Origin of the sequence: Pseudomonas sp. TH31, from assembly GCF_016650815.1 — a bacterium.
Lineage (GTDB): Bacteria > Pseudomonadota > Gammaproteobacteria > Pseudomonadales > Pseudomonadaceae > Aquipseudomonas.
In genome coordinates this window covers 334848-353381 of the sequence record NZ_JAEKEZ010000010.1, presented here as the reverse complement: position 1 = coordinate 353381, position 18534 = coordinate 334848, and the positions used below count along the sequence as shown (strand labels likewise).

Annotated in this window: 13 protein-coding genes and 3 pseudogenes; 10 read left to right on the top strand and 6 right to left on the bottom strand. The window is 60.9% G+C overall.

Going from position 1 to position 18534, the window contains the following annotated elements; genetic code table 11:
• Positions 1-8: 8 nt before the first annotated feature.
• Together JFV26_RS08245 and eat are read right to left on the bottom strand one after the other, a co-directional pair.
• Positions 9-176: a DUF2897 family protein gene (locus tag JFV26_RS08245; protein ID WP_201191359.1), complete on the bottom strand. Its 168-nt coding sequence runs from the start codon at positions 174-176 to the stop codon at positions 9-11.
• 251 nt (positions 177-427) lie between these two features.
• Positions 428-1792, bottom strand: coding sequence for an ethanolamine permease (eat, locus tag JFV26_RS08240; protein ID WP_201191357.1), 1365 nt, complete (start codon positions 1790-1792; stop codon positions 428-430).
• Between the two features lie 412 nt (positions 1793-2204).
• On the opposite strand from eat, the gene kdpF reads away from it, so the two are divergent.
• The 6 genes and pseudogenes from kdpF (at position 2205) to JFV26_RS08210 (ending at position 10317) form a co-directional block, all read left to right on the top strand.
• The gene (kdpF, locus tag JFV26_RS08235) at positions 2205-2294 is read left to right on the top strand and encodes a K(+)-transporting ATPase subunit F (RefSeq protein WP_007899818.1); all 90 of its coding nucleotides are present in this window, start codon (positions 2205-2207) and stop codon (positions 2292-2294) included.
• An 8-nt stretch (positions 2295-2302) separates the two neighbouring features.
• Complete coding sequence (kdpA, locus tag JFV26_RS08230) at positions 2303-3997, top strand: potassium-transporting ATPase subunit KdpA (protein WP_201191355.1); 1695 nt, start codon at positions 2303-2305, stop codon at positions 3995-3997.
• Positions 3998-4007: 10 nt separating this feature from the next.
• Positions 4008-6063: pseudogene (gene kdpB / locus JFV26_RS08225) on the top strand (potassium-transporting ATPase subunit KdpB).
• Positions 6064-6218: 155 nt separating this feature from the next.
• Complete coding sequence (gene kdpC / locus JFV26_RS08220) at positions 6219-6764, top strand: potassium-transporting ATPase subunit KdpC (protein ID WP_201191353.1); 546 nt, start codon at positions 6219-6221, stop codon at positions 6762-6764.
• Positions 6765-6927: 163 nt separating this feature from the next.
• Positions 6928-9579 carry a sensor histidine kinase gene (locus JFV26_RS08215; RefSeq protein ID WP_201191351.1) on the top strand — a complete coding sequence of 884 codons (2652 nt, stop codon included), beginning with the start codon at positions 6928-6930 and terminating at the stop codon, positions 9577-9579.
• A 48-nt stretch (positions 9580-9627) separates the two neighbouring features.
• Entirely contained in the window at positions 9628-10317 is a 690-nt protein-coding gene (locus JFV26_RS08210) for a response regulator (RefSeq protein ID WP_201191349.1), read from the top strand.
• A gap of 123 nt (positions 10318-10440) precedes the next feature.
• On the opposite strand, the gene JFV26_RS08205 is transcribed toward JFV26_RS08210, so the two are convergent.
• On the bottom strand, positions 10441-11478 hold the full coding sequence (locus JFV26_RS08205; protein ID WP_201191347.1) for a patatin-like phospholipase family protein: 1038 nt from the start codon (positions 11476-11478) through the stop codon (positions 10441-10443).
• Positions 11479-11700: 222 nt separating this feature from the next.
• Here JFV26_RS08205 and JFV26_RS08200 point away from each other — a divergent pair, with 222 nt between their 5' ends.
• The 3 genes from JFV26_RS08200 to JFV26_RS08190 all read left to right on the top strand — a co-directional run bounded on the left by JFV26_RS08200 (position 11701) and on the right by JFV26_RS08190 (position 13851).
• Positions 11701-11979, top strand: a complete 279-nt coding sequence (locus JFV26_RS08200) for a hypothetical protein (protein WP_054051974.1) — start codon at positions 11701-11703, stop codon at positions 11977-11979.
• Between the two features lie 86 nt (positions 11980-12065).
• Positions 12066-12833, top strand: a complete 768-nt coding sequence (locus tag JFV26_RS08195; protein ID WP_201191345.1) for a CHAD domain-containing protein — start codon at positions 12066-12068, stop codon at positions 12831-12833.
• 220 nt (positions 12834-13053) lie between these two features.
• The gene (locus tag JFV26_RS08190) at positions 13054-13851 is read left to right on the top strand and encodes an acyl-CoA thioesterase (protein ID WP_201191343.1); all 798 of its coding nucleotides are present in this window, start codon (positions 13054-13056) and stop codon (positions 13849-13851) included.
• 1 nt (position 13852) lies between these two features.
• On the opposite strand, the pseudogene JFV26_RS08185 reads toward JFV26_RS08190, so the two are convergent.
• From JFV26_RS08185 to JFV26_RS08175, 3 genes and pseudogenes are all read right to left on the bottom strand, one after another.
• Positions 13853-14181: pseudogene (locus JFV26_RS08185) on the bottom strand (terminase).
• Between the two features lie 186 nt (positions 14182-14367).
• On the bottom strand, positions 14368-15849 hold the full coding sequence (locus JFV26_RS08180; RefSeq protein WP_201191341.1) for a methyl-accepting chemotaxis protein: 1482 nt from the start codon (positions 15847-15849) through the stop codon (positions 14368-14370).
• Positions 15850-16056: 207 nt separating this feature from the next.
• A pseudogene (locus JFV26_RS08175) lies at positions 16057-16864 on the bottom strand (TatD family hydrolase).
• Between the two features lie 237 nt (positions 16865-17101).
• Here JFV26_RS08175 and JFV26_RS08170 point away from each other — a divergent pair.
• Positions 17102-18523, top strand: coding sequence for a transglycosylase SLT domain-containing protein (locus JFV26_RS08170; protein ID WP_201191326.1), 1422 nt, complete (start codon positions 17102-17104; stop codon positions 18521-18523).
• The last annotated feature ends 11 nt before the right edge of the window (positions 18524-18534 follow it).

Below are 18534 nucleotides of genomic sequence, written 5' to 3'. Positions count from 1 at the left end.
TTTGTGATCTAGCGGTCCTGCGCTTCCTTGGCATCCATTTGCGCATTGCGTTCGGCGACGCGTTTACGTTGCTCTTCGGTCATGTCGACCTTGGTGGCGGTGTCGCGCAACATCATCAAACCACCAACGATCGAGCCGATTGCAACGACCAGAATCAACCAGGCATACCAGGGCATAGGGCTCTCCTTGAGGGGCAGGCCGGTTGGCGGTGTTCGCCAACCGATCGTGCATACCACTTTGAGCGATGGGAAATCGCAGTGGTTCCATTCTATGCCTGTTAAGCCTCGTAAACCTGCCTCATGTCACGGCCGCTCGAAACACCCCCGTAGGAGCTGCCGAAGGCTGCGATCTTTTGATCTTGGCGTCATTACGACCGCTGAAGATCAAAAGATCGCAGCCTTCGGCAGCTCCTACGTGGGTTGTGTCGTTACAGCCCGGTGAGCATCGCATCCGCCGGCGCATCGGCACGCAATTGCGCAGTGAGCATGAAGTACACGAACCCCACTGCCATGAAGCCGAGGAAGATCACCCCGATCAACGCGTTGAACCAGGCCATCGCGACCAGGCACACCACCGCCAGCACCAGCGCTATCATCGGTACCAGCGGATAGCATGGCGCGCGGAAAGTCCGTTCCAGGTTCGGCTCGGTTTTACGCAATTTGAACAGGCTGAGCATGCTCATGATGTACATCACAATTGCACCGAACACCGCCATGGTGATCATCGCCGCCGTCAGCGTCATGCCGCCGAGGTTGATCAAGCCGTCGCTGTAAATGGCTGCGATGCCGATCAGGCCGCCGGCAATGATAGCCCGGTGCGGGGTTTGAAAACGCGACAGCTTGGCCAGGGATTTCGGCAAGTAACCGGCCCGGGCAAGTGCAAAAAACTGCCGCGAATAGCCAAGAATGATCCCGTGGAAACTCGCCACCAGCCCGAACAGGCCGATCCACACCAGCATGTGCAACCAGCCGGAGCTTTCGCCAACTACCGCTTTCATCGCTTGCGGCAGCGGGTCGTTGATGTTCGACAGGGTGCGCCAGTCGCCGACGCCGCCGGCAAAGAACATCACGCCCATGGCCAGCAGCACCAGGGTCAGGATGCCGCTGATGTAAGCCTTCGGAATCGTGCGTTTCGGGTCCTTGGCTTCTTCGGCCACCATGGCCGCGCCTTCGATGGCCAGGAAAAACCAGATCGCAAACGGGATTGCCGCAAACATCCCGGCAATCGCCGGCATGCTGAACACATCAGAGCCGGCCCATCCGTTAAGCGCAAAGTTGCTGAAGCTGAACGCCGGGGCGACCACGCCCATGAACACCAGCAGTTCGGCCACGGCCAATACACAGACGATCAATTCGAAGGTCGCCGCAAGTTTCACTCCTAGAATGTTGAGGCCCATGAACACGATGTAGGCACCGACGGCCGCGTGTTTCGGATCAAGCGCCGGGAACTGCACATTCAGATAAGCACCAATTGCCAAAGCGATCGCGGGCGGGGCGAAGACGAATTCGATCAGTGTCGCCATCCCGGCGATCAATCCGCCTTTCTCGCCAAAGGCGCGGCGGCTGTAGGCAAAGGGACCGCCGGCATGGGGAATTGCCGTGGTCAGTTCGGTGAAGCTGAAGATAAAGCAGGTGTACATGGTGGCGACCATAAAGGAAGTCACCAGAAAGCCCAGCGTCCCGGCTACGCCCCAGCCGTAACTCCAGCCGAAGTACTCACCGGAAATCACCAGCCCGACAGCGATGCCCCACAAGTGCAGCGTGCCCAGCGTGGGTTTGAGTTGTGTGTTCATGCGTTGCTCCCTGAACGGTTTGAAAGCTCGCGGAGGGCTTTGCAGTGGGCGTGCCATTTTGTATTTGTGCGTCGTAAAGCGCGGAAAGCTGTCGTATCGGGGATGATCATTGCGCGATGTCAGCGTTTTGTGCGCCAGACGAGAGCAGCATTGTCAGTCATGCCGCCATCGCGAGCAGGCTCGCTCCCACATTTGGTCTGCAGTCGTTCATGCAACCCCGATCCCCTGTGGGAGCGAGCCTGCTTGCGATGAGGCCCGCAAAAACACCACACAACCCCGCAGTAACGCCGGCATAAAGCCACTCTTTACGCTTTCTTTATGCCCTGCCATACCCCTCGGTCTCGTTCCTTTACAGCCCCCCTGCCGACAATGACTCCACACGCGGCAATACGCCGTAACACGGAGAACTTCCATGAGCGTTCTGGACGGGGTGTCACTGCTACTGGCAGTGGGGCTGTTCATTTATCTGTTGGTTGCGCTGTTGCGCGCGGATCGGAATTAGGAGCGGCTATGCACAGTTATGACTATTGGCTGATCCTGGCCTTCTTCGCCCTGGTGCTGATTCCGGCACCGTTCCTGGGGCGTTTCTATTACAAGGTCATGGAAGGCCAGCGCACCTGGCTTTCGCCGATCCTCGGCCCGGTAGAGCGCGGTTGCTATCGGGTGGCTGGCGTTGACCCGCATGCCGAACAGAGCTGGCAGAAATACACCCTGGCCTTGCTAGCCTTCAACCTCGCGGGCTTTTTGCTGTTGTTCACGATCCTGTTGTTCCAGGACCACTTGCCGCTCAACCCGCAAAACCTGCCGGGCCAGGAGTGGACGTTGGCATTCAACACCGCCATCAGCTTCATGACCAACACCAACTGGCAGTCCTACAGCGGTGAAGCGTCCCTGAGCTACCTGAGTCAGATGGCTGGCCTCACCGTACAGAACTTCGTCAGCGCCGCCACCGGCCTCGCCGTGCTGGTTGCCTTGTGCCGTGGTATCGGTCGCAAGTCCACCAAGACCCTGGGCAACTTTTGGGTCGACATGACCCGCGCCACCCTCTACGGCCTGCTGCCGTTGTGTCTGCTGCTGGCGCTGTACCTGGTCTGGCAGGGCGTGCCGCAAACCTTCGCGCACTACGTGAATGCGGTGACCCTGCAAGGCGTCGATCAAGTGATCCCGCTCGGTCCGGCTGCCAGCCAGATAGCGATCAAGCAACTGGGCACCAACGGTGGTGGTTTCTTCGGCGTGAACTCAGCGCATCCGTTCGAGAACCCGACCGCGTGGAGCAACCTGTTCGAAATGAGCTCGATCATTTTGATCCCGGTCGCCCTGGTGTTCACCTTCGGTCATTACGTGAAAGACCTGCGTCAGAGCCGCGCGATCATCGCCTGCATGCTGGCACTGTTCCTGATCGGCGGCGCGACCTCGCTGTGGGCCGAGTACCAACCCAATCCTGCCCTGGCCAACGCTGCCGTCGAACAGACCGCACCGCTGGAAGGCAAGGAAGCGCGTTTTGGCACCACTGCCACCGTGCTCTGGTCGGTGACCACCACTGCGGCGTCCAACGGTTCGGTCAACGGCATGCACGACAGCCTTAACCCGCTGAGCGGCATGGTTGCACTGGTCAACATGATGGTCGGCGAAGTGATCTTCGGCGGCGTCGGTGCCGGGCTCTACGGCATGTTGTTGAACGTGTTGATCGCGGTATTCCTCGCCGGCCTGATGATCGGCCGCACCCCGGAATACCTCGGCAAGAAACTGCAAGCCAAGGAAGTGCAACTGTTGGTGGTGACCTTGCTGGTGATGCCAGTTGGCGTGCTGGTGCTGGGCGCGATTGCTGCCAGTCTGCCTGGTCCTGCCGGCGCCATCAGTAACCCTGGCCCGCATGGTTTTAGTCAGTTGCTGTACGCCTACACCTCGGCCAGTGCCAACAACGGTTCGGCGTTCGGCGGCCTGAGTGCCAACACCCCGTTCCACAACCTGATGCTCGGCCTTGGCATGTTGATCGGTCGCTTCGGTTACATCCTCCCGGTTCTGGCGTTGGCCGGCAGCCTGGCGATGAAGAAAACCGCACCGATCGGCCAGAACAGCTTCCCGACTCACGGCCCGCTGTTCGTGACCTTGCTGACCGTGACCATCTTGCTGGTGGGCGGCCTGACTTTCCTGCCAACCCTGGCGTTGGGTCCTATCGCTGAACATTTGAGCATGGGCTTCTAAGGAGCAGATGATGAATATGCCCGTAAACAAGCCGGTGCTCATCAAGGCACCGGAACAACCGAAAACCGCGATCTCGGCCCTGTGGCGTCCGGCGTTGGTGCAAGCCTTCGTCAAACTCGACCCACGGCAATTGCAACGTGCGCCGGTGATGCTGGTGGTCGAACTGACCGCCATCCTGACCACCGTGCTGTGCTTCATTCCCGACGGCAGTGTGCCGACTTTCGTCGCGGCGCAAATTGCGCTGTGGCTGTGGTTCACCGTGCTGTTCGCCAACTTCGCCGAAGCCTTGGCTGAAGGTCGCGGCAAGGCCCGTGCCGACAGCCTCAAGGCCGGCAGCGAAGGCTTGAGCGCCCGGCGCAAAACGTCCAATGGCACCTTTCAGATGGTGCCCGCCACCAGCCTGCGCAAGGATGATGTGGTACGCGTCGAAGCCGGGGAAATGATCCCCGGCGACGGCGAGGTGATTGAAGGTATCGCGGCGGTCAACGAAGCGGCGATTACCGGCGAATCCGCGCCGGTGATTCGCGAATCCGGCGGCGACCGCTCGGCCGTCACCGGCAACACTCGCCTGGTCTCCGACTGGCTGCTGGTGCGCATCACCGCCAACCGGGCGAGTCGACGCTGGACCGCATGATCGCTCTGGTCGAAGGCGCCAAACGCCAGAAAACCCCGAACGAAGTGGCGCTCGACATCCTGCTGATCGGCCTGACGCTGATTTTCCTGCTGGTGGTCGTGACCCTGCAACCGTTCGCCCACTTCGCCAACGGCAGCCTGCCGCTGGTGTTCCTGGTGGCGTTGTTGGTCACGCTGATTCCGACCACCATCGGCGGTTTGTTGTCGGCCATCGGTATCGCCGGGATGGATCGCCTGGTTCGGCTCAATGTGATCGCCAAATCCGGTCGCGCCGTGGAAGCGGCGGGGGACGTGCACGTCCTGCTGCTGGACAAGACCGGCACCATCACCTTTGGTAACCGTCGCTGCACCGCTGTGTATGCGGCACCGGGCGTCAGCGCAAAAGAGCTGTCTGAAGGTGCGTTGTTTGCTTCGCTGGCCGACGACACCGCTGAAGGTAAATCCATCGTCGAATTCCTGCGCGGTCTGCATCCGCAGCCAGAACCAAGCCCTGAACTGCTGACCGCCGTACCGTTCAGTGCCGAGACTCGCCTGTCCGGTGTCGACTATCAGGGGCGCGTGTACCGCAAAGGCGCGGTGGATTCGCTGCTGGCCTTTGTCGGCCTGAAACGCGCGGACCTGGCACCCTCCCTGTCCCGGAAATCGACAAGATCGCTCAGAGCGGCGGCACCCCGTTGCTGGTCTGCGCCGACGGTAAGTTGTTGGGTGCAATCCACCTCAAGGACGTGGTCAAGCCTGGCATTCGCGAGCGTTTTGCCGAGCTGCGCAAGCTGGGCATCCGCACCGTCATGGTGACCGGCGACAACCCGCTGACCGCTGCGGCAATTGCGGCTGAAGCGGGCGTCGATGACGTGCTGGCCGAAGCCACGCCGGAGAAGAAGCTAGCGCGCATTCGTCACGAGCAAAACGACGGTCGTCTGGTCGCCATGTGCGGCGACGGCGCCAACGATGCCCCGGCCCTGGCCCAGGCAGACGTCGGCATGGCGATGAACGACGGCACGCAAGCGGCACGCGAGGCGGCGAACATGGTCGACCTCGACAGCGACCCGACCAAGCTGCTGGACGTGGTGCAGATCGGTAAAGAGTTGCTGGTCACCCGCGGCGCGCTGACGACCTTTTCCATCGCCAACGACGTGGCCAAATACTTCGCGATCCTGCCGGCGCTTTTCGCCTCGATCTACCCGCAATTGGGTGTGCTGAACGTCATGCATTTGACCAGCCCGCAGAGCGCGATCCTCTCGGCGATCGTGTTCAACGCCTTGATCATCGTCGTGTTGATTCCCCTGGCCCTGCGCGGTGTGCGGGTGCAGGCGGCGAGTGCGGCGGCGTTGCTGCGTCGCAACCTGCTGATCTACGGCCTGGGCGGGCTTCTGGTGCCGTTCGTGGGCATCAAGGCGATCGACATGGTGTTGACGGCGTTGCATTTGGTTTGACCTTGCGCGGTGTGCCCGTCACACCGCCTTCGCGAGCAGGCTCGCTCCCACAATTTGAAATGCATTCCCTGTGGGAGCGAGCCTGCTCGCGATGAGCCCGACACGGTCCACCTGACTGAACACTGTATTTGCTTACCGAATTCGAGGATTTTGAAATGTCCACAATAATACGTCCGGCCTTGAGCTTGCTTGTGCTGATGACCCTGATCACCGGCGTCGCCTATCCTTTGGTCGTCACTGGCGTAGCCCAGGTTGCCTTTCCGGATCAAGCCAACGGCAGCCTGGTGCACGACGCCGACGGCAAGGTCCGTGGCTCATCGCTGATTGCCCAGGATTTCGTCGGCGATGCCTGGTTCCATCCACGGCCATCGGCCGGTGCGTTTGCCACCGTGTCGAGCAGCGCCAGCAACCTCTCGCCGAGCAACCCGGCCCTGGCCACTCGGGTGATCGACGATGCCAACAAACTGATTGTGCCCGGCCAGGGTCCGGTGCCATTGGCCATGCTGACCACCTCCGGCAGCGGCCTCGATCCACACTTGCCACCGGCAGCGATTGCCTATCAACTGGCGCGTGTTGCAGCGGCGCGTAATCTGCCGGTGTCTACGCTTGAGCAGTTGATGAATGCGAACATTGAGCGGCCGCTGGTGGGGCCGCCGGTGGTGAATGTGTTTGAGTTGAATGTGGCGCTGGAAAAGCTGTAGATCAAAAGATCGCAGCCTGCGGCAGCTCCTACAGATCAAAAGATCGCAGGCTTCGCCAGCTCCTGCACAGACCGTGTCGACGCCGCGATCTCCGTAGGAGCTGCCGAAGGCTGCGATCTTTTAACGCAACACCCCAATTCCAAGTCGAACAAGGCAATAACAGATGAGTGACTCCGGCCGCGCCGATGCGTTGTTAGCAGACCTGCCTCGGGATGGCCGTGGACGGCTCAAGGTTTTCCTCGGTGCCGCGCCGGGTGTCGGCAAGACCTACGCCATGCTGCAAGCGGCCCACACCCAACTGCGCCAGGGCGTGAAAGTCATTGCTGGCGTGGTCGAAACCCATGGCCGCGCCGAAACCGAAGCGCTGCTCGGTGGCTTGCCACAACAACCATTGGTGCGCACGGAATACCGCGGCGTCATGCTTGAAGAGATGGACCTCGACGGCCTGCTCAAAGCCAAGCCGAAACTGGTGCTGGTCGATGAGCTGGCCCACAGCAACGCCCCCGGCAGTCGCCACGCCAAGCGCTGGCAAGACATCCAGGAACTGCTGGCCGCTGGCATCGACGTGTACACCACCGTCAACGTCCAGCACCTGGAAAGTCTCAACGACCAGGTGCGCGGCATCACCGGCGTCCAGGTCCGCGAAACCCTGCCGGACTGGGTCCTGCAAGAAGCCTACGAACTACTGCTGATCGACCTGCCGCCACGCGAACTGCTGGAGCGTTTGCGCGATGGCAAGGTCTACGTACCGGAGCAGGCGCGTGCGGCCATCGATGCGTTCTTCACGCAAACCAACCTCACCGCCCTGCGTGAAATGGCCATGCAAACCGCTGCGGCCCAGGTCGATGATGATCTGGCCCAGGGTTATCGCCAGCTCGGCCAGGCTGCGCCAGCGGTGCGCGGTCGCTTGTTGGTCGGGGTCGATGGCGATGCTCAGGCCGAACGTCTGGTGCGTCACGCCAGCCGCGTTGCCCAGCGTCGGCATTTACCGTGGAGCCTGGTGCATGTGGACAACGGCAGCGTGCGCGATGAGCAATCGCGCCTGCGCCTGCAAAGCGCCCAGCAACTGGCCGAGCGCCTTGGCGGCGAAGTGGTATTGCTGCGGGCCGGCGAGGTGGCGAAAACCTTGATCCAGCACGCCGCCGAACGCCGCGCCAGCCTGGTGTTGGTCGGTCAGTCCCGTCAGCGTTTGCGTCGGCGCCTGTTCGGCGGAGGTCTGGCGTCACGCTTGTTGCGCGATGCCCGCGGGCTGGAAATCAACGTCCTCGACAGTGACCATGAAGTGCCCGCAACCCGTCAGCGTTCGGCGCATTCATTGGTCTGGTTCGACTACGCGCTGGCCTTGGTGGCAACCGTTTTGGCCAGTGCTTTGGCCTGGGCAGTGGCCAGTGTCTTGCCGCTGCCCAATATCTCCCTGGTGTTCCTCGCCGCCGTGTTGCTGGTGGCGGTGCGCAGCAGCCTTGGCCCGGCGCTGGCCTGTGCGGCGTTGTCGTTTCTGACCTACGACTTTCTGTTCATCCCGCCCAACTTCTCGTTCGCCATCCAGCGCGAAGAAGACGTCCTGACCTTGCTGTTTTTCCTGCTGATGGCGGCGCTCACCGGCAATCTCGCGGCGCGGCAACGCCGGCAACTGGAGGCCCTGCGCGACACTCAGGAAGAAACCAGCGAACTGCTCGACCTGTCGCGCAAACTCACCGCCGCCACCGACCGCCAGGCCGTGGTCAGCGCCGCCGCCCAGCATTTGAACGGCTGGAGCGATCTGCAGTTGTGCCTGCTCAACCGTGACGGGCAGGGCGGCTGGAAAGTCGAAACCGGTGGCCCGCTGGAATTCTCCGAGGCCGAACGCGCCGCCGCCGATTGGGCCTGGCAACACGATCAGCCAGCGGGCGCGGGCACCGGCACGTTGCCGTTCGGGCGTTGGTGGTGGTGGCCGTTGTCGGTTGAAGACGGGCCGCTGGCGTTGCTCGGTGTGTGTGCCAAAGAAGGCCAGACCCTAAGCGGGCAGCGCCGGCGCTTGCTGACGGCGCTGAGCCAGCCACTGGCCCAGGCCCTGGCCCGTGCGCAATTGGCCGAAGACCTCGAAGCGGCGCGGCTGCACGGCGAAACCGAGCAACTGCGCAGTGCCTTGCTGGCCTCGGTGTCCCACGATTTGCGCACGCCGCTGACCTCCATGCGCGGCAGCATCGACAGCCTGCTGGCCCTCGGCGAAGCGATCCCGCTGGAGGATCGTCGCGAGCTGCTTGAGGGCACCCGCGATGAAGCCGAGCGCCTGGATCGCTACATTCAGAACCTGCTGGACATGACCCGGCTCGGTCACGGAGCCCTGAAACTGGCCCGGGACTGGGTGTCGCCGGCCGATATCGTCGGCAGTTCGCTTAATCGCCTGCGCGCAGTGCTGGCGCCGTTGCAGGTCAGTGCCGAAGTACCGGCCGAGCTGCCGCTGCTCTACGTCCATGCGGCGCTGATCGAACAGGCGCTGGTCAACGTGATCGAAAACGCCGCGCGGTTCTCACCGGTTCACGGACGCCTGCAAGTGCGCGCCGGAGCGGATGACAGCGAGTTGTTTTTTTCCGTCAGCGATGAAGGGCCGGGGATTCCGGAGGACGAGCGAGCGAAGATCTTCGACATGTTCTACACCGCCGCCCGAGGTGATCGTGGCGGGCAGGGCACCGGGTTGGGACTGGCGATTTGTCAGGGTATGGTCGGCGCCCATGGTGGGCGGATCAGCGTTGCCGATGGCATTGAAGGGCGCGGCACTTGCATCGCCCTGCACCTGCCGTTGCAGGCGCAACCGGGCTACGAAAGTGAAGCCTGATCGCGCTTGCGCTACTCTCTTGCCACTTCTTTTTGTTGATGTGAATTCATGAGCCAGACCGCGACCATTTTGGTCATCGACGACGAACCGCAGATTCGCAAGTTCCTGCGTATCAGCCTCGCCTCCCAAGGCTACAAAGTGCTTGAGGCCGGCACTGGTAACGAAGGTTTGGCGCAAGCGGCGCTGAACAAACCCGATCTGCTGGTACTCGACCTCGGGCTGCCGGACATGGACGGCCAGCAAGTGCTGCGCGAGTTTCGCGAATGGTCGACGGTGCCGGTGCTGGTGCTGTCGGTGCGCGCCAGCGAAGGACAGAAGGTTGAAGCGCTGGATGGCGGCGCCAACGATTACGTGACCAAGCCGTTCGGTATTCAGGAGTTTTTGGCCCGGGTTCGCGCCTTGTTGCGTCAGGCGCCGGCCGGTGAAGCTCAGCAAGCGGCCCTGACGTTTGGCCCGCTCACCGTAGACCTGGCGTATCGCCGAGTGCTGCTCGACAGTGTTGAAGTCGCGCTGACCCGCAAGGAGTACGCGGTGCTGGCGCAACTGGCACGGCATCCGGGGCGGGTCATCACCCAGCAGCAATTGCTCAAGGATATCTGGGGGCCGACCCATACCGAGGACAGTCATTACCTGCGGATTGTGGTCGGGCATTTGCGCCAGAAGTTGGCGGATGATCCGACTCAGCCGCGGTTTATCGTGACCGAGGCGGGGGTGGGGTATCGGTTGATCGAGTCCTGATCGTTCCCATGCTCTGCGTGGGAACGATCATCCAAAAGATCGCAGCCTGCGGCAGCTCCTACAGGGTGTACGCCATCCCAATGTAGGAGCTGCCGAAGGCTGCGATCTTTTGATCTTCGCTCTTCAATTCTGCTCATTCTCATACCGATCCATCGTATCGCGCGCTATCTCGCGCCCCAACGCGATCAACTCCGGCGCCTTGTAAAACTCGAAAAACCGGCACACGCGCTTCGGCACGTTGATCAACACATCCGGCGGATACCCGGCAATCTTGTACTGTGCCAACGAGGTCTGCATCACCTCGAAACTCTGGTTGATCAGGTCCAGCAAGGACGCCGGCCCGACGTTGTCAATGATGAACGAGCCAGTGGCGGATTTCGGCGCACCCTCACCTTGCGGAGCCGCCGCCGGTTGCTGGGCTTCGGGTTCGGCGGATTCGATCCAAGGATTGATTTCCGCCGCCTCGGCTTTCAGCGCTTCCTGTTCCAGCAGCAGCAATTGTTCGGCCTGTTTGCGCCGGAACGGCATCTTCGAGCCAAGGGAATTGATCAGGTTATCGAAGCGCGACTTGAACGCTGCCGGACGCTGGATCACCGGCAGTTGATAGTGACGCTGGTTGGTCGAGTTGAGGTTGACCGCAATGATCAAGTCACAATGGCTCGACACCACCGGCACGATCGGCAGCGGGTTCAACAAACCGCCATCGACCAGCATGCGATTGCCCTGCATCACCGGGGTGAACAAACTGGGAATCGCCGCCGAGGCGCGAATGGCCTGGTGCAGGCAGCCTGCCTGGAACCAGATTTCCTGCTGGTTGGTCAGGTCTGTGGCCACCGCCGTGTAGGGAATGCGCAGGTCTTCGATATTGATCTCGCCGACGATCTTGCGGATCTGGCCGAAGACTTTCTCCCCGCGAATCGCCCCCAGGCGAAAACTGACGTCCACCAGGCGCAACACATCGAGGTAATCCAGGCTTTCGATCCAGTCACGATACTCGTTGAGTTTGCCGGCGGCATAAATCCCGCCGACCACCGCGCCCATCGAGCAACCGGCAATGCAGGCGATGTCGTAGCCACGCCGTTCGATCTCCTCAATGACACCGATATGGGCATAGCCCCGGGCTCCACCTGAGCCCAGCACCAGTGCGACACGCTTTTTCATGAATCGCCCTCGTCTGACAAGGTTCAACAATGCACCCATCGAGGGGCGCGCTTCAATCGTTAAGGTCGCTAGACGGGGCAGGGGCGTCGTTTTTTCGACACTGCATGGCGACAGATGGGTATGCTCGCGAGCGCTATAGTTTGTACGTCGGGGCCAAGGCACTTTTTACTCGCCGGAACGTCTTACCTGCACGACTGTTTATTTATCTTTGAGGTGTTATCGATGAAAGCCTGGATCTGTGTGCCTTTGATTGCCCTGGCGCTGGCTGGTTGTGCCGGGAAAACTGCTTATCGTGACAGTTGCGGTACCCAGATCGATGCCGCCTGGCATGAACTGGACCTGGCCAAGGCCGAAGGTTTCGCCGGCACTGTCAGTTACTCCAAGGCCCTGTCGCTGTTGACCGGCGCCAAGACCCAGCAGCAATTCGAAGCTTACGAAGGTTGCACCAGCAAAGCCGAGAAGGCGCGCTTCTATATTCGTGAGTCCCGCGCGGGCCGTTAAGTCTATGATGTAGCTCAATGGCGGCGAGCTTCGATACAGGCAAGATGCATCGAATGCCGCAGGCAATTCGATTCAGGGAGCAAACGATGTCTGCCTTGGTTGACCGATTGGTGGCTCAGGTTCTGAGCCTGGAAGTCCGTTTGCTGGCCTGTCAGGCACGCTTGACTGCCCGCACTGACCCAGAAGCGCTGCACGATCTGCGTACCACGGTTCGCCGTTTGCGCAGCCTGTTGCGGCCCTTGCGTGGTTTGCCTGGGGTCGAGCAACTGGAAGTGGCCGCATCTGGGGTCGGTGAGTTGACCACGCCTCTGCGTGATCGCGAAGTGTTGGCGGCGTACTTGCTCCAGCACGCTCAACCCGAGGCCGCGCAGCGGCGCATGGCGCAAATGGACGAGGCTTATCCGACCGTCGCGACCAGCCCTGAAGTCATTCAACTGCTGATGATCCTCGACGCGTTTCCGCGCTTCCTGCGGGCGTCCCAGCGTCAGGGCTTGCTCAAGGGGTTGCGCAAGCGCATCGAAAAACGCCTGGCCAAACAGTGGAAGAAGCTCGACCACACCCTGCACGATCCGGCCCATGATCGTCATCTGCTGCGCTTGTTGATCAAGCGTGTGCGCTATGGCATCGAGGCCTACCCCGAACTTGATCGATTACCCAAGCAGGCAATGCCCAGACTCAAATCGGCCCAGGCCGCGCTGGGCGATTGGCACGACTGCTGGCAGTGGTTGCTTCGGGCCGAACAGGAAGCGGATTTAAAGCCCTGCGTCGCGGTCTGGAAAACCACCATGGCCCAGGCTGAAGGTCGAGCCGACCGAGTGCTCGACAAACTCAGCAGCTCCTGCTTCAAATCCTGAATTCACCTCCGTCCCGCGTAGGAGCTGCCGAAGGCTGCGATCTTTTGATCTGTGACGTAATCAAGGGCGCCGAAGATCAAAAGATCGCAGCCTTCGGCAGCTCCTACGCCGCAGGTGTGTATCCGGCTCATCTGTCAGTCAATTTGGCCGGAATAAGCGCTGTGCTGCCCTCAGAGGCTGGTTAAGATCCCTTCATCCTTTTCCGCGTTCTGAGGTTCCCATGCGCTTTTCCGATCTGCTCGACGCTGCCCGCAGCCAGCCGCAGGCGCTGTCTATTCCCGCCGAATGGGGCCAGGGGCGGGCCAGTTTTGGTGGCCTGGTCGCCGCGTTGCAGTACGAAGCCATGCGCGCAAAAGTCCCGGCGGATCGGCCAGTGCGTTCGCTGGCGATCACTTTTGTCGGCCCGGTCGAACCCGATGTCCCGGTCAGTTTTGAAGTCGATGTATTGCGCGAAGGCAAGGCTGTCAGCCAGGTGCTGGGCCGGGTGATGCAGAAAGGTCAGGTGGTGACGTTGGTCCAGGGCAGTTTCGGTGCCTCGCGACCTTCCGAAGTGGCCGTGACGGCGCAACCAGCGCCTGAGATGAAACACTGGGACGACTGCCAGGAACTGCCCTACATCAAAGGTGTGACCCCGGAATTCATGAAGCATCTGGCGATGCGCTGGAGTGTCGGCGGATTGCCGTTCACCGGGAACAAATCCCGGGACATGGGCGGTTGGGTGCGTTTGCGCGGGGATGTGAAGGACGAGCCGCTCAGCGAGGCGTACATCCTGGCACTGGTTGACGCTTGGCCGCCGGCCCTGTTGCCGCACCTGAACAAACCGGCGGCGGGCAGTACGCTGACCTGGACCATCGAATTCGTCCAGCCGCTGTTGGCGTTGAGCACGCTGGATTGGTGCAAATACCTGGTGGACATCGAACACGCTGCGGATGGCTACGGTCATGCGGCAGCGAAACTGTGGAGCACTGACGGTCAGTTGATTGCCATGAGCCGGCAAACCGTGACTATTTTCGCCTGACTCAGTGACGGTGGCGCTGCTTACACCAAGCACGCCACCCGCCACCGCTGAGAACGTCAGGAATTGATCGGCCAGCAAGCACGACATCACTCAGACTCACGCCTTCAGGCTGTGACCGCGGCGCTGAATACCCAGCGCGGCGAACACACCGATGGCGCCAATCACGACATTGATCGGGCTCAGGCTGAAAACGCCTGAAACGAGCAGCAGAAACCCGATGATGACCAGTGCAACGGCGATCAGATTTAAAGCCTGATGGGTTGCGTGTTGGTCATTTTGCGGGTGTGACTTCCATTGCCAGGCTGGAAGGTTGGGATGACGTTTGCCCATGTTGAAACTCCTCGATACATGTTGAACACATGCTTGAAGAATAGGCGGGGCAGGGGCGGGCGGCGAATCAAGGTTGGCTATTGACTCGATAGGTGTAATGGGCAAAAAAGATCGCAGCCTTCGGCAGCTCCTACAGGTGTACGACGATCCAATGTAGGAGCTGCCGAAGGCTGCGATCTTTTGACTTTAAAGCTTGAGCTGCCCGATGGCCTTGCTCAACTCTCCAGCCAACGTCGCCAATTCATTGCTGGTGGTGGCTGAATCCACCGTCTGCTGCACGGTGTTCTCGGTCACGTCACGAATACTCACCACCGCGCGATTCATCTCCTCGGCCACATGACTCTGCTGCTCGGCGGCCACTGCGATCTGCGTATTGCTTTCACGCATTTGCGCCACTGCGCTGGTGATTTGCGCCAGGGCTGCCCCGGCTTCCTGGGCCTGCTGCACGCAATCGTCGGCCTTGAACGAGCTCTCCTGCATGAAGTCCACGGCGTCCCGGGTCCCGGCCTGCAAGGCAGCAACCATCAGGGTGATTTCATCCGTCGAGGTTTGCACGCGCTTGGCCAGGTTGCGGACTTCATCGGCGACCACCGCAAAGCCGCGGCCCATTTCTCCGGCCCGCGCCGCTTCGATGGCCGCGTTGAGCGCCAGCAGGTTGGTTTGCTCGGCAATGCTGTGAATCACACTGACCACGCCATTGATCTTCTGGCTGTCCTTGGCCAGGCGCTGGATCATCTCGGCGGTCTGCTGCACGCCGCTGGACAACCCGGCAATCGATTTCTGCACTCGGCTGACCACTTCCTGGCCGCTGCCGGCCAGGGTGTCGGCGCTTTGCGAGAGGTCGCGGGTGGCGCCGGCATGCTGGGCGATGTGATAAACCGTGGCGGTCATTTCATTGATGGCGGTGGCGGCTTGATCGGTTTCGCTTTGCTGGCCGAGCATGCCATGGCGCACTTCATTCATGCTCGACGCCAGCCGTGCCGCGCCGACATCCAGTTGCCGGGCAGTGTTGGCGACGGTGTTGACCACTCGCTGATAACCGGCCTGCATGGCGTTAAAGGCATTGGCCATCTGCCCTACTTCATCCTTGCAGGCCAGTGGTACGCGGGCCGACAGGTCACCGGTTTTCTCGACGTGCAGCATCACGTCTTTCAAGGTATTGAGCTGGCTGAGCAAGAAACGGATCAACAACTGCGAAGCACCGAGCATCGCGAGCATCAGGATTGCCACCGCCATCGCATAGTTGAAGAAACGCTCTCCAAACACTTGGGTCAGGCTCGGGCCGTACGCGATTATCGCGACTTGCTGAGCATCGGCGCGGCTGAACACCTCGGCGCCCATCAACGGATTGTTGCCGAACAGCGGCATGCGGTTGATATCGACCCAGCCATTGGTGTCGGTCAGTTCCAGCACTGGTTGACCGTTGATCCGTGGTGCCTGGCCGTGACTGAAGGTCAGTACGTTGTCAGCCTTTGGCAGCGGCTGCCCGGCGGGCCAGGCATTGAGCAATCGCGCCTGGGCCTGGGCCGATACCTGGGATGCATGGCTGCGGGCTTGCTGTTCAAGTTGTACGGCGTACAGCACCAACAGCAGGGTGGTGACGAAGGCGACCGCGTTGACCGCCCAGAATTTGTATTTCAGCGAGATGTTGCTAAGCCAGGCACCCATAGGAGGTCTTCTCTGATAGCGGAAACAGCATTGGCAAGGTGCCATCATTGTGCCGCTATTAGGGATTTGGGCGTTGATGCAGGTCAATGAGCACCACAGTTCCAATGTGGGAGCGGGCTTGCTCGCGAAAGCGGTGTGTCTGGCACATCAATGCTGGATGTGCCGCCGCCTTCGCGAGCAAGCCCGCTCCCACAGGGGATTTAGGTGTTACTGGGGGATGGAGGGCAATCCGAAGAATGCCCGGGCGCAAGCGGTGGTATGAGCCGCCAGGTCTTCTTCACTTTCCTCACGATGCAACGCCACTTCGCGCAACACCTCGGTCAGGTACGCAGGCTCGTTGCGCCCGTTCTTCGGCTTGGGCCGCAGGCTGCGCGGCAGTAGATACGGTGCATCGCTCTCCAGCATCAACCGGCCACGCTTGATCTCTTTCACCAACGGATGCAGGTGCGTGCCTCGTCGTTCATCACAGATCCAGCCAGTGATGCCGATGTGCAGATCCAGGTCGAGGTAACTGAACAGCGCTTTTTTCACCGGTGAAGCAATGCACCACGGCGGCTGGCAACTGATCACGGTAGTCGCGCAGGATTTCGAGCAAGCGTTGACTGGCATCGCGCTCGTGGAGGAACACCGGCAATTGCAGTTCGACCGCCATGGCCAGATGTTCTTCGAGGATCTTCTCCTGCTGTGGGCGCGGCGAGAAGTCGCGGTTGAAATCCAGCCCGCATTCGCCCACGGCCACCATGTTCGGCTCCTTGAGCAAACTGCGCAGGCGCCGTTCGCTGTCGGCATTCCAGTCGCTGGCGCAGTGGGGGTGAATGCCGGCGGTGGCGAACAGCCGTTGCGCGCTTTCATCCAGTTGCCGGCACAGCTCCAGGGCCTGTTCGCTGCCGTCGACACTGGTCCCGGTGAGCACCAATTGGCAGACCCCGGCAGCGTAGGCTCGGTCGAGTACAGCCTGGTGTTTGTCGACGAAACTGGGGTTGGTCAGGTTGACGCCGATATCGATGAGTTGCATGGTGCTACCTCGGACCAAAGGCCGGAAAGCATATCAGAGCTGTAGATTTATAAGAAAAGCCAAGAACTACAACGAGTTAAAGCTGTCTTTTGATGCCGTGAGGCAGGTCGGGTTGGTGAAGGTGCCATCACTGTGCCGGTCTTTCGCACGTTGCCAGCGCTCCAGGCGCTCTGTTTCTGTCGTTTTGCTTCACGGAATTTACCCTGAAGCCGGACCAGTATTCTTTCCGGAGAGTGGATGACACGTCCCTCGGTTTTGCTACTGCTGTGTTGTTCGTTGCTGCTGCCGATGCCGGCGGTTGCGCGCCTGGCCGGGCCGTTGCAAGCCGTGCCGGCGACCCAGGTTCGCGACCTGGCGGCAATCCGCAGCAGCCGCGTACTGAAGGTCCTGGTCAATCAGAGTCGTAACAGCTCCGGTGAAGTTGAGGGCCAGGCCATCGGTGTGGAGTACCATCGCCTGCGGGCTTTCGAGCAATACCTCAATGGCCACGCACGTGACGGCCAGGAAATCACCCTCAAGATCATCCCCAAAGCCAAGGATCAACTGCTCGGCGCGTTGCAACGCGGCGAGGGCGATCTGGTGGCTCCCGGGGAATTGCTCGATCCGCAATCCGGCCACGCCGTGAGTACCAGCGAACCGATTGCCAGCAACGTGCCGCTGATCCTGGTCGGCATTAAGGGTGAACGACGTTACACCCATCTAGAACAACTCTCTGGCAAAACCCTGGCATTGCCCACGGGCAGTGCAGCCGGGGACGCGGTCAGTCAGATCAATCAAAAACTCGCTCTGCACAAACTGGCGCCGGTGAAGGTCGAGTGGGTCGACCCCAGCCTGGCGGTCGAGGATGTGCTGGAGATGGTCCAGGGCGGCATCTTCCACCTGACGATCGTCGAGCAGCCGATCGCCGAGCGCTGGGGCAAGATTCTGCCCAAGCTGCGGTTTGACAGGCAGGTGCTGATCGGTGCGCCCGGCGAGGAATACTGGTTCGTGCGCCGCGATGCCTCGATGTTGAGGGCGAGCATTGATCGCTTCCTGAGCACCTACAAGAAACCGTCGGATGAGGACGTAGCGTTCCTGCGTATCTACCGCCGCTTGTATCAAGTGCACTATCCGTTGGCCAAGGCTGATCGCGAGCGGTTGGAAAAACTCCGGCCGGTGTTGCAAAAACACGCTGATGCCCAAGGCATGGACTGGCTGAACCTGGCGGCGTTGGCATTCAAGGAGTCGGCGCTGCAACCCGAGGCCCGCAGTGGCGGCGGTCCCACTGGCCTGATGCAGATCACTCCGTCGGCGGCGCAGCGGGTAGGGGTCAACAACGTTCAGAACCTTGATGCCAATGTACAGGCCGGGGCCAAGTACCTGGCGATGATCCGCCGAAAATTCTTCTCCAGCCCCAAACTCAACGAGCGCGAACGGATGGCGTTCGTGCTGGCGGCATACAACATGGGGCCGGAACGGGTTCAGGGCATGCGCGCCGAGGCCCGGCGACGGGGGTTGAACCCCAATCAGTGGTTCTTTCAGGTCGAGCGCATTGCCATGGAGCAAGTGGGGATGAGCGCTGTCAGCTATGTTAATAGCGTGAACAAGTATTACTTGGCGTTTGATCGGGAACGGGAGTCGTTGGAGCCTAAAGGGCAAAAAGTGGCCTCGCGCAAATGATCGACTAAACT